Source organism: Dolichospermum circinale AWQC310F, assembly GCF_000426925.1.
Taxonomy (GTDB): domain Bacteria; phylum Cyanobacteriota; class Cyanobacteriia; order Cyanobacteriales; family Nostocaceae; genus Dolichospermum; species Dolichospermum circinale.
Genome location: NZ_KE384686.1, coordinates 15,527 through 30,359, shown reverse-complemented (window position 1 = coordinate 30,359; position 14,833 = coordinate 15,527). Strand labels below are relative to the sequence as shown.

At 38.1% G+C, this 14,833-nt stretch carries 12 protein-coding genes, 1 tRNA gene and 1 pseudogene; 7 read left to right on the top strand and 7 right to left on the bottom strand.

The window, feature by feature from the left end:
* Window positions 1–264 precede the first annotated feature (264 nt).
* Complete coding sequence (locus tag ACIR310F_RS0113205) at window positions 265–1,908, top strand: dipeptide ABC transporter ATP-binding protein (protein ID WP_028084233.1); 1,644 nt, start codon at window positions 265–267, stop codon at window positions 1,906–1,908.
* Between the two features lie 48 nt (window positions 1,909–1,956).
* Here ACIR310F_RS0113205 and ACIR310F_RS0113200 read toward each other — a convergent pair whose 3' ends face one another.
* The 4 genes from ACIR310F_RS0113200 to ACIR310F_RS0113190 are packed head-to-tail and all read right to left on the bottom strand — an operon-like array spanning window position 1,957 to window position 6,547.
* The gene (locus ACIR310F_RS0113200; protein ID WP_035367978.1) at window positions 1,957–2,994 is read right to left on the bottom strand and encodes an AAA family ATPase; all 1,038 of its coding nucleotides are present in this window, start codon (window positions 2,992–2,994) and stop codon (window positions 1,957–1,959) included.
* Between the two features lie 6 nt (window positions 2,995–3,000).
* Complete coding sequence (locus ACIR310F_RS22490) at window positions 3,001–4,773, bottom strand: WD40 domain-containing protein (RefSeq protein ID WP_051289629.1); 1,773 nt, start codon at window positions 4,771–4,773, stop codon at window positions 3,001–3,003.
* 9 nt (window positions 4,774–4,782) lie between these two features.
* Window positions 4,783–4,956 (bottom strand): hypothetical protein, encoded by a 174-nt coding sequence (locus tag ACIR310F_RS26890; protein WP_231387526.1) that lies wholly within the window; start codon window positions 4,954–4,956, stop codon window positions 4,783–4,785.
* Between the two features lies 1 nt (window position 4,957).
* A complete protein-coding gene (locus tag ACIR310F_RS0113190) occupies window positions 4,958–6,547 on the bottom strand; it encodes a P-loop domain-containing protein (protein WP_231387525.1) in 1,590 nt (529 codons plus the stop codon).
* A 184-nt stretch (window positions 6,548–6,731) separates the two neighbouring features.
* Here ACIR310F_RS0113190 and ACIR310F_RS0113185 point away from each other — a divergent pair, with 184 nt between their 5' ends.
* Window positions 6,732–7,451: a class I SAM-dependent methyltransferase gene (locus tag ACIR310F_RS0113185; protein WP_028084230.1), complete on the top strand. Its 720-nt coding sequence runs from the start codon at window positions 6,732–6,734 to the stop codon at window positions 7,449–7,451.
* 17 nt (window positions 7,452–7,468) lie between these two features.
* Here ACIR310F_RS0113185 and blaOXA read toward each other — a convergent pair whose 3' ends face one another.
* The gene (gene blaOXA / locus ACIR310F_RS0113180; protein ID WP_081677595.1) at window positions 7,469–8,344 is read right to left on the bottom strand and encodes a class D beta-lactamase; all 876 of its coding nucleotides are present in this window, start codon (window positions 8,342–8,344) and stop codon (window positions 7,469–7,471) included.
* Between the two features lie 76 nt (window positions 8,345–8,420).
* Between blaOXA and ACIR310F_RS0113175 the strand changes: the two genes are divergently transcribed.
* Window positions 8,421–8,912: a GNAT family N-acetyltransferase gene (locus ACIR310F_RS0113175; RefSeq protein WP_028084228.1), complete on the top strand. Its 492-nt coding sequence runs from the start codon at window positions 8,421–8,423 to the stop codon at window positions 8,910–8,912.
* A gap of 60 nt (window positions 8,913–8,972) precedes the next feature.
* Here the strand turns inward: ACIR310F_RS0113175 and ACIR310F_RS22485 are convergent.
* Both ACIR310F_RS22485 and ACIR310F_RS0113165 read right to left on the bottom strand, forming a co-directional pair.
* A pseudogene (locus tag ACIR310F_RS22485) lies at window positions 8,973–9,245 on the bottom strand (reverse transcriptase N-terminal domain-containing protein); the annotation flags it as partial.
* Window positions 9,246–10,146: 901 nt separating this feature from the next.
* Window positions 10,147–10,220: transfer RNA gene (locus ACIR310F_RS0113165), tRNA-Pro, on the bottom strand.
* Between the two features lie 125 nt (window positions 10,221–10,345).
* On the opposite strand from ACIR310F_RS0113165, the gene lipA reads away from it, so the two are divergent.
* The 4 genes from lipA (at window position 10,346) to ACIR310F_RS0113140 (ending at window position 14,792) form a co-directional block, all read left to right on the top strand.
* On the top strand, window positions 10,346–11,215 hold the full coding sequence (gene lipA / locus ACIR310F_RS0113160) for a lipoyl synthase (protein ID WP_028084227.1): 870 nt from the start codon (window positions 10,346–10,348) through the stop codon (window positions 11,213–11,215).
* Between the two features lie 111 nt (window positions 11,216–11,326).
* Window positions 11,327–12,313 (top strand): NAD(P)H-dependent glycerol-3-phosphate dehydrogenase, encoded by a 987-nt coding sequence (locus tag ACIR310F_RS0113155; protein ID WP_051289627.1) that lies wholly within the window; start codon window positions 11,327–11,329, stop codon window positions 12,311–12,313.
* A gap of 549 nt (window positions 12,314–12,862) precedes the next feature.
* On the top strand, window positions 12,863–14,110 hold the full coding sequence (gene sigC, locus ACIR310F_RS0113145; RefSeq protein WP_028084224.1) for an RNA polymerase sigma factor SigC: 1,248 nt from the start codon (window positions 12,863–12,865) through the stop codon (window positions 14,108–14,110).
* A gap of 226 nt (window positions 14,111–14,336) precedes the next feature.
* On the top strand, window positions 14,337–14,792 hold the full coding sequence (locus tag ACIR310F_RS0113140; RefSeq protein ID WP_028084223.1) for a Fur family transcriptional regulator: 456 nt from the start codon (window positions 14,337–14,339) through the stop codon (window positions 14,790–14,792).
* The last annotated feature ends 41 nt before the right edge of the window (window positions 14,793–14,833 follow it).

Below are 14,833 nucleotides of genomic sequence, written 5' to 3'. Positions count from 1 at the left end.
AAACCCTTTGTTAATAAATGGTTTTAGGTTTATATGGCTAACGCCACGCTACGCTATCAGCAAGCCCTAACTAAAATCATTATAGTATATAACGGGTATATCAAGTCTAAAATTTGGTGAACAGCCGAAACTAGTTTTTTCCCGATCACTAGAAAGATTTTTTCATGGTATATTTATTGTGTTTCAAGGTATTTTATTGACCTGTATACAGAATATACTTGGGAAACAAAGTTAAAATTAATACGTTTATAAAAAGTCTGAATTATGAGTAGAGCTTTATTTGTTGTGGAAAATCTGCGTGTAGCCTATCCTCAACGCAGTGGAGAAGGGGAAAACTGGGCTGTTGATGATGTATCTTTTGTTCTCCAATCTGGTCAAAGTATGGGATTGGTGGGAGAGTCCGGTTGTGGTAAATCAACTATCGGTAGAGCAATTATGCGTTTATTACCAGCCTCCAGTCGTGTGGAAGGATTAGTAAAATTTCAGGAACAATCTGTATTTAATTTAACAGAAATTCAGATGCAGAAGTTTCGGGGTGAAGCCGTGGCTTTGATTTTCCAAGATCCCATGACGCGATTAGACCCATTAATGACTATTGGGAATCATTGTATTGAAACTTTACAGGCTCATGCACCAGAATTATCTAAACAGCAAGCCAAGGAAAGAGCTTTAGCGACTTTAGACAAGGTGAAAATCCCTTCTAATCGTTGGCATCAGTACCCCCATGAGTTTAGCGGAGGGATGCGTCAACGGGTAGCCATTGCGTTAGCTTTGTTATTGAGTCCTAAATTAATTATTGCGGACGAACCAACAACTAGTTTAGACGTGACTGTTTCTGCTCAAATTCTCCAAGAATTAACGCGACTGTGTAGAGAAGAAAATATGGGATTATTGTTAATTTCCCATGATTTAGCCATGGTGGGGGAATATTGCGATCGCATTGGGGTGATGTATCAGGGTAAAATAGTCGAAATGGGGAAAACGGAAACTGTATTTGCTCACCCTGAACACAAATATACTCAATCTTTATTAAAAGCAGCTTTACATATTCAACAACAAGAGGAAACGGAGAACGAAGAACAGAGAATAGAAAAGGTAAATCCCATTCTCAAAATTACAGAACTCAAACAACATTATACCATAGAACCGAATTTTATTGAAAGAATATTTAAAGGAGAAGGTCAAACAGTTAAAGCCGTAGATGGAATTAACTTAGAATTGTATCCAGGGGAAATTTTAGGATTAGTAGGAGAGTCTGGTTGTGGGAAAAGTACACTTTCGAGAACCATCTTACAATTGATCAGTCCCACATCAGGAAAAGTCGAATTTTTAGGACAGGAATTAACCAGGTTATCCCGTCAAGAAATCCGTTTTTCCCGGAGACAAATCCAAATGATATTTCAAGATCCTCATGCTTGTTTAAATCCAGCTATGACCGTAGGAGAAAGTATCACAGATCCTTTATTAATTCATAATTTAGCAAATGGAAAAAAAGCCAAAGAACGGGTTTTATGGATGTTAGAAAAAGTTGGTTTAACTCCAGCAGAATCATATTATCATCGTTATCCCGCTGATTTATCCGGAGGACAACAACAACGGGTAGCTATAGCCCGGGCTTTAATTACTCGTCCAAAACTGATAATATGTGATGAACCAGTGAGTATGTTAGATGCGAGTGTGCAAACCCAAGTCCTCGACTTGATGTTACAATTAAAAGCAGAATTTGATTTAACCTACTTGTTTATTACCCATGATTTATGGTTAGCGCGGTTTTTGTGCGATCGCATTGCCGTCATGAATAGTGGTAAAATAGTAGAAATAGGACAGACTAAACAAATTTTTGCTCATCCTCAACACCCTTATACCCAAACCCTCCTAGCTGCTGCACCTTTACTAGCAAAAGCCTAACACTTATGAAGCTCATCTCATATCCACTATTTGTCAAATCGCATATATTTATCTATTTACCTGTGTCAACCAATTACGAAAACTGCGATGATAAAGACTATAATTGATTCCTGTGGTTGTTGATTCTAAATGCAGAAATTCTCGCCATTTATCTAAAATTACCTGAACATCATATTCATCTACATCTAATCTTGCGGCTATTGTTTCCACAGATATTGGTGCTGCTTCTATTAACATAGTTAATACCAGAGAAGCCATTTTCTGTTGTTTATTAGTCATTAAATTCATTTTATCTAAATGCTGTTGATAATAAGTTTGTAAATGATCACTATCAACCTGATGATTACCAGCAGTTAAAATTTCCTTAACATACATAAAATTACTTTCTTCCTCAGTAATTTGTGTTAATAATTGATGATCAATATTGTGAGTATTTAAATAATTTTGCCGATATTTTTGAATATCAAGACGATTTTGTTGCGGGTAACTTGACAAATCTAAAGATTCGGAAGGTGTTTCAATTAATAAACCTGATTTATCCTTTACAAAAGGACGACGACTGAGAATAAAATACACCTTTTCAGGGAGATAACGAGGTAAATAAAATATATTTGCACCCCTTGTTTGCTGATTCATGTTAATTTTATCACAGGCATCTATAACAATGATCAATCGTTGTTCTAAATTTAGTTTATCGCTGACTTGTTGTAATAAAGAAGACAAAAAACTACTATTTTCCGTACTAGCATCAGCAAAATTAGATGGTAAGTTTTTAATACCTTGATATTGAGCAATTTCTCGTAATTGAGTACAAATATTAGTCAAAAATTCACCAGGATGACTTTTACCAGCTAGTTCCACATTGTAATAAAGGGCTCCTGGATTTTGGCTAACATAATGAGCAAGGATAGAACTTTTACCAATACCAGGTTCACCGATTATGGTAAAATAGCCTCGGTGACATTTATGGAGAAAGTTGTCAATAGCAGTGAAGACAAATTCACGACCGACAAAATCACGATTTTTTTCGGTAATTATTTGTCTAAATTCCGGGATATATCTGGGAATATCTGTGATAATTTTCACCTGATTTTAAGTTACTTCCAATCGGAAAAAATGTACCAGTCCTGATTCCTCCTTTGCTATAATAGTAAACCCATCTGGAGAAAATGTACAAGAACTAATAGGACTATCAACAATAAAAGTATTGATTTCCAGACCTTGATCTAAATTCCACAGTTTGAGAGTTTTGTCTCGGGAAGCGGAAATGGCTTTTTCCCCGTCTGGACTAATTGCTAAGGTTGTTACCCAGTCCTTATGACCTTCAAAAGTATGAATTTTCTGAAGTTGATCTAAATTCCACAGTTTGAGAGTTTTGTCCCGGGAAGCGGAAACGACTTTTTTCCCGTCTGGACTAATTGCTAAGGTTGTTACCCAGTCTTCATGACCTTCAAAAGTATGGATTTCCTTACCTGTTTGCAAATCCCACAGTTTGAGAGTATGATCATCTGAGCCGGAAATGACAGTTTTTCCATCAGGACTGATCACTAATGCTTTGATAGGACGAGTATGACCTTCAAAGTTAAAAATTACCTGATTTGTTTGTAAATCCCAAAGCTTTAGAGTACAATCATCAGCAGCGGAAACGGCTTTTTTGCTATCTGGAGTCAGAATTACTACTCTTATCGAATTATTATGGCCTCTAGCTGAAGATTCTTTACTGATGTCTAAATCCCAAAGCTTTAGAGTATAATCATCGGAGGCAGAAACGGCTCTTTCCCTGTCTGGAGTGATAGCAACCCCTCTAACTTTGTCACTATGACCTATGAGGGTACGAATTTCTTTACCTGTATCTAAATCCCACAACTTCAGGGTATGATCATCTGAACCAGAAATAGCAATTTTCCCATCTGGGGTCATGGATATAGCCCCTACAGAGTCTTTATGGCCTGTGAGGGTGTGAATTACTTCACCTGTTTGCAAGTTCCATAATTTTATGGTATGATCCAGTGAACCTGAAATAGCCTTTTTTCCATTGGAGGTAATTGCTACGGCTCTTACCCAACTTGTGTGGCCTTGTAGAGTTCTAATTACTTCACCTGTTTGCAAGTCCCACAATTTTAAGTTATTATCACGAGAACCAGAAATAGCTATTTTCCCATTGGGAGTAATTGCTACGGATCTAACTGCATCTTTGTGGCCTTTCAAAGTGTGAATGCAATTAGCTTTTTTGTTATCTAAATCTAAATGCCAGAACTTGAGGGTATGATCATCTGAACCAGAAATGGCCATTTTTCCGTCTGGAGTGATTGCTACGGCTGTTACCCAGGAATCATGACCTTCTAAGGATAACACAAGTTTACCCGTTTCTGCATTCCACAATTTTAAAGTTTTATTACGAGAACCAGAAATGACTGTTTTCCCGTCTGGGGTAATTGCTACGGCTGTTATCCAGTCGTCATTTTCCCAATTATAAATTATCTTACCAGATTGTAAATCCCAGAGTTTCAAACTGTTATCTGAAGCACCAGAAACGGCCTTTTTACCATCTTCAGTGATAGATACTGAATTTACCCACTTTTCATGACCTGGGAAATTAGCCAATAAATTACCATTTCTGAGACTGGCCGTAATTGGACGCAAGCAAACATTATGACTCTCAGATGCACTTTTTAAGAGATTCTGAATTGGTTGCTGAGGGAAACACTGTAATGTTCCCCATAGTCGCGCTGCTAATTGGTTTGTGTCCTGTTTCAAAATATGGCTTGATAGCAGAAGCGCACCTCTGACTAATTCCAGATTTGTGATTTCTTCTGGTTTAAGTCTACTGCTATTGTTTAGATCATCAATTAAAGCATAGTCCATAATTAAAAATTATACACCCAAATCAGGATGTTGAATCTTGAGAAAAATAAAATCAAAATCCATGAGAATATTATAGTATATGTCTGCTTTTTTTTCTTTTAATACCCTGGTAGGAAATGTATCTAAATATAACTTACGAACTTCTGAACTTTTTGATTTGAATTTTGTAGCAATTTCTCCCATATTATGCCATCTCCCTTAATAGATAATCAGCTATACTTTTTTTAACTTCTTTAAGGATTTTTCGACCAGGATGTAACTCATCTTTGTCTTTTAAAAACTCCAAAAAGCTGCGGTGATAAATACTATATTGATAGTATTTTTTACCATCTTCTAAACTTTCTTGTTTGGTTAAATATTCCACCCAATCATTTAATACTGCTCGTACTTCATACTCCTCTTGATCAAGAATTTCCGCAATCAACTTTGGAGAAACAATACCTATATCTACCAAGACATACAATATCTTGACTTTTATTTGATTAGCTTCTTCTTCCATTCTCATGTTTGACCAGTGGTCTTGATAATAGTTCTCAAGTCCTTGTGGTAGTCCTTCTAGTTGCAAATTTCTATATTCACCTTTAGCAATTCCTGGTAAAATATAGCGCAAATACATGAAATTATTTTCACTTTTAGCTGCTACTGTATCCACAAAGTGAACTTGATCAATATTGCGAGATTGAATCCATTGTTTCAGATTTTCTCCATATTCCTTATCTTCTGCTATGAATAAAGGAATATATTTCCTAACATCATCATTACTCAAATGAGTATATTGATCATCTCTCAAATCTAACTCATCTGTAGGAGTATCTGGAGATAAACTTAAACGTTTTGTTTGCAGATTATAGGGTCTTCTAGTTAATAAAAAATAGACTCCCTTTGGCAGATTTTGTGGTAGACTTAATAGATTATCACGTCCCTCTTGTTCTACCTCATCTAAAGCATCAATAACAATAATTAATTGGTCGTTGTTTTGAGTTAATTTCTCACTAACTTTTTGAATTAAGGCGCTCAAATTATCGTTATCTGCATTTTGTAATGAATAACGATTAATCAATTGTTTACGAATACTGGCTAAAAACTGTTCTGGTGTCCTCCGTCCTTCCGCAAAAATATTAAAATAGCAAGGAAAACAATAGTCTTTAATCAATTTGGCTGCAATGGCACTTTTTCCCATACCAGGATCTCCAACTATGGTAAAATAACCCCTATCCTTTTTACTCAAAAATTCTCGAACTCTCTCAAATACAAACTCACGACCGGAAAATAAGCGAGTTTTTTCGGAAATTGTGGCTTTAAACTCTTTAGGGTAAACATCTAAGTCCCAGTCTGGATAGGGCGAATACTTATCAGATTTTGTGCGTTTAGCCACAGAAACAAAAATTTGACCAAACTGCTCTAATTCCAATAATATATTGGTATTTGCCTGGATTATACTTTTGTTTAAATCAATATTTTCACTCAGGAAATTGCGAATACTAGTTACAAATTCAAAGGGAGAATTATTACTGTAAGCACGCCAAAAATCATCCTTAACTGTTTTTTGTTGTAACAGCTTCAAGATAGCTTCATGCTTGTAAACGCCATACTCTACAAGAGTATAAGCGTAAACTGTATCAACCTCATCCGGGATTTGTGTAGGATTTAGTTTTAATTTTTGCAGGATTTTGATAACGGTCTCATTTTTCTGAGCTTGTGTAATAATCAGTTGACGGGCTTGGGGCGCGTATTCAATAATCTGGGAGACAACCGCGCTAAATTCTATTATCATCAGTTATGACCGCCATAAACTTGCTATTATACGTTAGAGGTTGTTTGCAAAGTATTCACCATCGTCTTTTTAGACATCCTCTCAGCATTAGTATTACTGGTTGCCATAGATTATGTCAAGATATACATTCCTGAATGATGCCAGGGTAAATATTTTTACCAATTACCAATTACTAAAGTCATAAATGTCTAAAAATTCACCTGCTAATACTTATAAAACCAATAACTATTCCGCTGATAAATGGCAAGAGAGAATAGCACAAATAGCATATCGTTTTAACCGTCAATATCAAAATCAAAAATTTGTATTACCCGAAGAAATAGAAGCAATGCCAATATTTCAGGAATGGATTAATGGCAGATTAAATGATAGAATAGTTTCACCATTTTGGGAAATTGCTCAACCTCAAAAAAACGAACATTGTTTAGATATTGGTTGCGGTGTGAGCTTTTTAATCTATCCTTGGAGAGATTGGCAAGCATTCTTTTATGGGCAAGAAATTAGTAATATAGCCAAAGATACTCTTAATTCCCGTGGTTCACAATTAAATTCCAAACTGTTTAAAGGCGTAGAATTAGGACCTGCTCACCATTTAAACTATCCAGAAGATCAATTTGATTTAGTAATTGCCACAGGATTTAGTTGCTATTTTCCCTTAGAATATTGGCAAGCTGTATTAATAGAAGTTAAACGAGTATTAAAACCAGGAGGAAATTTTGTTTTTGATATTCTCAATTCAGAACAACCTCTAGCAGAAGACTGGGCTGTACTCGAAACCTATTTAGGTGCGGAGGTGTTTCTAGAACCGATTTCAGAATGGGAAAAAATAATTAAAGCTGGGGGTGGTAAGATTGTTAAACAGCAATTAGGAGAATTATTTGAATTGTACAAAGTCCGGTTTTAAGATATAATCAGCGAAGTTTATAGCAAACCCAAATCTTTCAAACTGTTGCGTGTAATCTCGACTCTAGCCGATAAATCATCTGGTTTATTTATATCAATATTTGTGGCAAAAAAATAGACATTTTTATTTTGTTCCACATAACCCACAAACCAACCTATTTGGGGTTTATTGCTACTCAACCATCCCGTTTTAGCTCGCAGTGTGTAATCGGGAGTTTGTTCACGCACCATGATATCTTTGACAAGATCCATTGTTCGTTTTGAAAAAGGTAAATTACCTTGATACAACCGTTGCAAAAAATCAATTTGCGCCTTGGGTGTAATTTTCAAAGGTCCTTGCAGCCAAAAACGATCAATATCTGCGGAAGTACCAATCTGTCGGTTGCCATAACCAACTTTATCAATCCATTGCTGCATTCGTTCATTGCCAATTTTGCGGGCAAGAATTTGATAAAACCAGACAGTTGAATTTTTGAAACCTTGACGTAAATTTGTATCTTGATTCCAACCCGGAAAATCTCGATAAATTCCATCCCAAGTCAAGACAGCTACATCATCAGCAATCACACCTGTTTCTAAAGCTGTCAAAGCGTTGAAAATTTTGAAAGTTGAAGCTGGAGTAAATGCCGTGACATTTCGCTGAGGATTGTGTTCATAGGTACCATTGTTTTTTGAATCATAAATTATAATTGATCCTGTCACCCCAAGTTTTTGGAAATGTCGCCCTAAATCGGGGACTCTAACCTTGACTTTTGGTGAATCTGGAGATAACACAGGGGCGGTTTGTGCCTGAACATAGATTGACCCAAGGCTAATAGTGATTATAGCTGTAAATACCAGACCGAGCGATCGCAGACAACTCAGCACCAGAGGTGAACGCCAAATAGGAAACAAGATTTTTCTCCTGAGAGTGTATTATTTGGAAATATCTATTTTATTTTATCAAAAATCTGCGCCCCCAATATCAGCAATGATCATCCGCAATGCCACAGAAACCGACTTACCCGCTATTGTAGCCATTTACAATGCTGCCGTTCCTAGCCGTATGGCTACCGCTGATTTAGAACCCGTATCTGTGGAAAGTCGTCTCGCTTGGTTTAAAGGACGAGTCCCCTCCCAACGTCCCCTATGGGTAGTGGAAACGGATGGGGTAATTGCTGGATGGTTAAGTTTTCAATCATTCTACGGTAGACCAGCCTATTATTCCACAGCGGAAATCAGTATTTACATTTCCCCAAAATTCCAAGGACGGGGTTTAGGAAAACAACTTTTAGAAAAAGCAATTACAGAAAGTCCCAGTCTAGGTTTAAAAACTTTAGTTGGTTTTATTTTCGCCCATAATCAACCTAGTTTAAAGTTATTTGCTTGGTTTGGTTTTCAAGCTTGGGGAAATCTACCGAAAATCGCTGATTTGGACGGTGTAGAACGGGATTTAATGATTTTAGGTTTGCGTGTAATGTAGGGGTGTCAAACTCCAATAACTGTACATACAACTAGTGGGAAATAAGAAAAATCAGGCGTTGCTGAATTGAAACCTTTGCTCAAAATTAAGCGCGGTTTTCCCGTCAATTCCTACTGTCTTTTTCCCAGCGTTTAGCTGTGTTACTTGACGGATAGCCAGTAATCTTGCTGCGGTGGATTTCAGAATCAGCTTTTGTAGGGACTTCGCTTTACGCTTGTCGCCAACTTGAACCGCTTTATATACGCGCTTTTGAAGGTGAAATAGGTTACGGCAGAATTTTTTCCAAGGTAACGTTTTCCAGGATTCATTAGAATTGCTTCTGTGTCTAATCATACTCTGCTCCAGTTTGTATATTCTGAACACCTCAGACCAATTACGGTCTGTCTTACCCGAATTGAGGGGATTGCGCTGCTCGTCGAGCCTACTTATAGGGTTCGACCGCCCTTAGACCCTCAATCCGTTTTTATTCGTTCCCTCGGTTGATTGTTAGTTCCGTTAGGTGTAGCCAATTCAACCACTGGATTCCCTTGACTCTTACCGCTATTGGAGAAATATGCGGCGGGAATTAGCTCCAGTCAAGTCAGGGTTTTGCTGTTGTGTCCTGCTTCTAGATGGGTTGCTTTTATAGGCTCTGTTTCACCGTAGGAACTCCCTGTTAACGCCAGTGTCACCCCACAACGGATGTCTGATTGCGTCCTGTTCCCAGCTTTGACCTCCCGAAACCGAGTCTGGTCAGTGTGGGCAGATAAGGAGTCATACCTGAGTCTGGTAGATGGGACTTGCACCCATATCAAACCGAGAGTTCAACCTTTCTCTATTGCTAGTTAGGGTTTGCTGAAAAAGTCGAAAAAAACTTGAGGAGAATTGAGTGGGTAGTCAGGCAGAAATAAAGATAAGTTTTTGTTGTCCAAACTTCACTAAATAATCAATTTCACTAATCGAATAAGTGGAAAAAGACGTAATTTGGAAAAATTGACAAAAAAATCCCCAAAAAAGCCATGATAACAGGGTAGAAAGATTCATAACCAAAAAGGAAATAGCAATAGAAGTTATATATAAAAAAAGATTTGGATTTAATTTTAATGTAGGGGTCGTAGGGGTAGCGCCCCCGTGCCTACCCCGGTATTTGGGGCAACCACAGGGGGTTTGCTCTTATTTGGGGCAACCACAGGGGGTTTGCCCCTACAAAATTGATTGGTTTAGGGATTTTTAAAATGTTCAACATAAATACAAATCGGGATGACTGGATTCGAACCAGCGGCCCCTTCGTCCCGAACGAAGTGCGCTACCAAGCTGCGCCACATCCCGCCATAGAAATGGCAATTTAGATCCATCATACCACAATTAGCAAAAAATAACAAATTTTTCTGCCGCCGGAGATGTCTTTGCTTGCTAGGATAAGACTTGTATAACTAAAATGGTAAAAGTAGACTGTGACTGTAAAACCAGACTGGTTGCGGGTAAAAGCACCTCAATGGGAGCGTGTTGGTAAAATTAAAGAGATTTTGCGGGATTTAGCCCTGAATACCGTTTGTGAAGAAGCTTCTTGTCCTAACATTGGTGAATGCTTCAATGCTGGTACTGCTACATTTTTGATTATGGGTCCTGCTTGCACCAGAGCTTGCCCTTACTGTGATATTGACTTTGAAAAAAAACCCCAAGCATTAGATCCCACCGAACCTATAAGACTAGCGGAAGCAGTCAGCCGAATGCAGCTTAATCACGTCGTGATTACTTCCGTTAATCGAGATGATTTACCTGATGGTGGTGCATATCAATTTGTTAAATGTATTAATGCTATTCATGATATTTCGTCTCATACGACCATAGAAGTATTAATTCCTGATTTATGCGGTAACTGGCAAGCTTTAGAGATAATTCTCCAAGCTAAACCAGAGGTACTGAACCACAATACAGAAACTATTTCCCGTTTATATCGTCGTGTGCGTCCCCAAGGTAATTATGAGCGAACTATGGAATTATTACAACGCTCGCGGCAAATTTCTCCTAAAACTTACACAAAATCTGGTATTATGGTCGGCTTAGGTGAAACAGATGCAGAAGTGCGTCAAGTTATGGAAGACCTCAGAAGGGTAGATTGTGATATTTTGACAATTGGGCAATATCTCCAACCTACTCAAAAACACTTGCAGGTATCTGATTTTATTACACCAACACAGTTTGCAGCCTGGCAAACTTTTGGAGAAGAATTAGGATTTTTACAAGTTGTTTCTTCACCATTGACAAGAAGCTCCTATCATGCAGAGCAAGTCAGAGAATTAATGAAACGTTACCCCAGATAGTCAATTGTCAGTTGTCAGTTGTCAGTTGTCCGTTGTCCGTTGTCCGTTGTCCGTTATCCGTTATCCGTTGTCCGTTATCCGTTGTCCGTTGTCCGTTGTTATTTTACCCTAATGACCAATTCCAAAATCCAAAATCCAAAATCCAAAATCCAAAATTTAAAATCTGTCGTGATTCTTGGTGCTGGTGCTTGGGGTACAGCCCTGGCCAAATTAGCAGCAATTAATGGTAATCAGGTGCATTTATGGTCACGTCAGGGATCACAATCCTTAGTCAGTCTACTGGAAAATGCCCACATAGTCTTATCGGCTATTTCTATGCAAGGGGTAAGAGATGTAGCTTCTGTGGTACAATCTTCTCCTGTGTCTCCAGAGACAATCTTTGTCACCGCAACTAAAGGATTAGAAACCAAAACAACATACACACCTTCGCAAATTTGGCAAGAAATTTTTCCTAATCATCCCGTTGTTGTCTTATCAGGTCCGAATTTATCTCAGGAAATTGTCCGGGAATTACCAGCAGCAACCGTAGTAGCTAGTAAAAATATCAATGCTGCCCAAAGTGTACAATTGGTATTTTCTTCCAGTCGTTTTCGTGTTTATACTAATCCTGACCCTGTGGGAGTAGAATTAGGAGGAACGCTAAAAAATGTAATAGCGATCGCTGCTGGTGTATGTGACGGGCTAAACTTAGGAACAAATGCTAAAGCGGCTTTAGTCACCCGTGGCTTAACCGAAATAGTGCGAATTGGTAAGAATTTAGGCGCGAAAACGGAAACATTTTATGGTTTATCCGGTCTAGGAGACTTACTAGCTACTTGTAACAGCCCTTTAAGTCGGAATTATCAACTTGGTTATCAGTTAGCTCATGGAAAAACGCTCAAAGAAATTTTAGCAGGTCTTCCTGGAATAGCGGAAGGTGTGAACACTTGTCGGGTATTAATGGAAATTGCACAACAACGAAGTATTGCTATTCCTATTAGTGAACAAGTTTATCAACTACTGGAAGGAGAAGTTACACCTCAACAAGCATTGGATCAACTTATGTTACGAGATATTAAGCCGGAATTTGATGATTTTTCCACAGAACAAATGTGGTAAGTAAGGGTAAAATGCTTACAGAGTAAGGCCTTCAATGAAAATTAAATGATTACCGCTTTTAGTACCTGAAAGAATTTGCCAAATTGTCAGGAAATTACGTTTTGAATGATGTAAATATGACCATGTAGTTTATAAACATCATGATCAAAAGTATGTTTTTGACACTATGACCAGTTAGAAAAACAACTGTAAATATATCTAAAAATGGTGATTTTGACTAGTAGATAACTTCTAATTGAAAGTTGAACTCAAGATTAGAATAGCTATTAGTTCCTGATGCTATTAGAAACCAAAAAATCGTTAAAATATATTCTTTTCAGGCAGTGGAGTGCGGCAAAAATAACTATCAAGTTAAAAAAAGGTGCAAAAGCTGATAAATTAAGTTTTCTTCCTTTATGCCTACTTACACTAGTACAAAGTTTTGCCACTAATTGTACATCGAAGACTAAACTGTTTTATTTGATGAGAAATTACGGAATAGCAACCGTTGATTTGATCATAATTTTAACTGCCCTTAATTTATTTTTACCTGGAGCAACTTGAGACATTATGCCAGCAACATCCGTTTATAAAAATACCAACTACGATAGCGAAAATCAAAGCGTACCTGTGGATCTCGAAATCAGTAGTGATGAAAGTGAGTTATCTCTAGATGATTTACCAGATTTAGATATCCCTGTAGTTGAATCTGATTTACCTGTTCAAGTTAACCGCAGCAGTACAGACTTAGTTCGTCTCTATCTGCAAGAAATTGGTCGAGTCCGGTTATTAGGAAAAGATGAAGAAGTTTCCGAAGCTCAAAAAGTACAGCGAAACTTACGGATGCGATTGGTGCTTAGTTTAGCAGCCCAGGAGGGAGATGCGATCATTATCCCTTATTTGCGATTAATTGAGGTACAGGAGCGTTTAGCTTCAGAATTAGGACACCGCCCTTCTTTAGAACGGTGGGCGGCTACTGCGGGGATAAATTTATCCGATCTCAAACCCACCTTAGCAAATGGTAAGAGACGCTGGGCAGAAATCGCTCAGTTAACCGTGGAAGAACTAGAGCAAATTCAAAGTCAAGGACTACAAGCTAAATCCCAGATGATTAAAGCGAATTTGCGTTTGGTGGTATCTGTCGCTAAAAAATATCAAAATCGTGGTTTGGAATTGTTAGACTTAGTTCAAGAAGGGACTTTAGGTTTAGAACGAGCCGTTGAGAAATTTGACCCCACTAAGGGTTATCGTTTTAGTACCTATGCTTATTGGTGGATTCGTCAAGGAATTACCAGAGCGATCGCTACTTCTAGTCGTACCATTCGCCTTCCTGTCCATATTACCGAAAAACTGAACAAAATTAAAAAGGCGCAACGGAAAATTGCCCAAGAAAAAGGTCGCACACCTACCTTAGAAGACCTGGCAATTGAGTTAGATATGACACCTGCTCAAGTCCGGGAAGTGTTATTGAGAGTTCCTCGTTCTGTGTCTTTAGAAACCAAAGTAGGAAAAGATAAAGATACTGAATTGGGGGAATTGCTAGAAACTGATAACATTACCCCTGAAGAAACCTTAATGCGGGAGTCTTTACATAAAGATTTGTATAGTCTTCTGGACGATTTAACCGACCGGGAACGTGATGTTGTTTCTATGCGCTTCGGTTTGTCCGATGGTCATTCTTACTCTTTATCAGAAATTGGCCGGGCCCTTGACCTATCACGGGAAAGAGTGAGACAAATTGAATCAAAGGCTTTGCAGAAACTTCGTCAACCTAAGCGCCGTAACCTTGTCCGCGACTATCTAGAGTCTTTAAGTTAGAAAGTAATGGGTAATGGGTAATGGGTAGTTAATTTCTGTCACCTGTCACCTGTCCCCTGTCCCCTGTCCCCTGTCACCTGTTCCCTGTCCCCTGTCCCCTGTTCCCTGTTCCCTGTTCCCTGTCCCCCATCAACTAGTAAATATTCTCAATAAGCAATGATTGTTGCAAATTGGGACAGAGATTTGTTATATTCTCAATTAATGAGCTTTGTTGAGAAAATTTAGTATGACTGTCTACACAACTGGTTCACTTAAAGCAGAACTAAACGACCGTGGTTGGCGTTTAACTCCACAGCGCGAAACAATTCTACATATTTTTCAAGAACTCCCCCAAGGTGAGCATTTAAGTGCAGAGGATTTGTATCATCGCTTAGAAACTGACGGTGAAGGTATTAGTTTATCAACTATCTACCGGACTTTAAAGTTAATGGCGAGAATGGGGATTTTGCGAGAGTTAGAATTGGGGGAAGGACATAAACATTATGAAATCAATCAACCTTATCCCCATCACCATCATCACCTAATTTGTGTGCGCTGTAACTCGACTATCGAGTTTAAAAATGACTCTATTTTAAAAATTGGGGGAAAAACAGCGCAAAAAGAAGGTTATCATTTATTAGATTGTCAAATGACTATTCATGCTGTATGCCCTAAGTGCCAAAGGGCGTTAATGCCTATTTAGAAACTAAGAGAGGTGACAGGGAACAGGGAACAGGGAATAGG

What these genes read in the sequence shown, in the direction of transcription:
- sigC (WP_028084224.1), top strand. Translation starts at nt 12,863, where the DNA reads ATGCCAGCAACATCCGTTTATAAAAATACCAACTACGATAGCGAAAAT.
- ACIR310F_RS22490 (WP_051289629.1), bottom strand. Translation starts at nt 4,773, where the DNA reads ATGGACTATGCTTTAATTGATGATCTAAACAATAGCAGTAGACTTAAA.
- ACIR310F_RS0113175 (WP_028084228.1), top strand. Translation starts at nt 8,421, where the DNA reads ATGATCATCCGCAATGCCACAGAAACCGACTTACCCGCTATTGTAGCC.
- ACIR310F_RS26890 (WP_231387526.1), bottom strand. Translation starts at nt 4,956, where the DNA reads ATGGGAGAAATTGCTACAAAATTCAAATCAAAAAGTTCAGAAGTTCGT.
- ACIR310F_RS0113190 (WP_231387525.1), bottom strand. Translation starts at nt 6,547, where the DNA reads ATGATAATAGAATTTAGCGCGGTTGTCTCCCAGATTATTGAATACGCG.
- ACIR310F_RS0113155 (WP_051289627.1), top strand. Translation starts at nt 11,327, where the DNA reads ATGACCAATTCCAAAATCCAAAATCCAAAATCCAAAATCCAAAATTTA.
- ACIR310F_RS0113185 (WP_028084230.1), top strand. Translation starts at nt 6,732, where the DNA reads ATGTCTAAAAATTCACCTGCTAATACTTATAAAACCAATAACTATTCC.
- ACIR310F_RS0113205 (WP_028084233.1), top strand. Translation starts at nt 265, where the DNA reads ATGAGTAGAGCTTTATTTGTTGTGGAAAATCTGCGTGTAGCCTATCCT.
- ACIR310F_RS0113140 (WP_028084223.1), top strand. Translation starts at nt 14,337, where the DNA reads ATGACTGTCTACACAACTGGTTCACTTAAAGCAGAACTAAACGACCGT.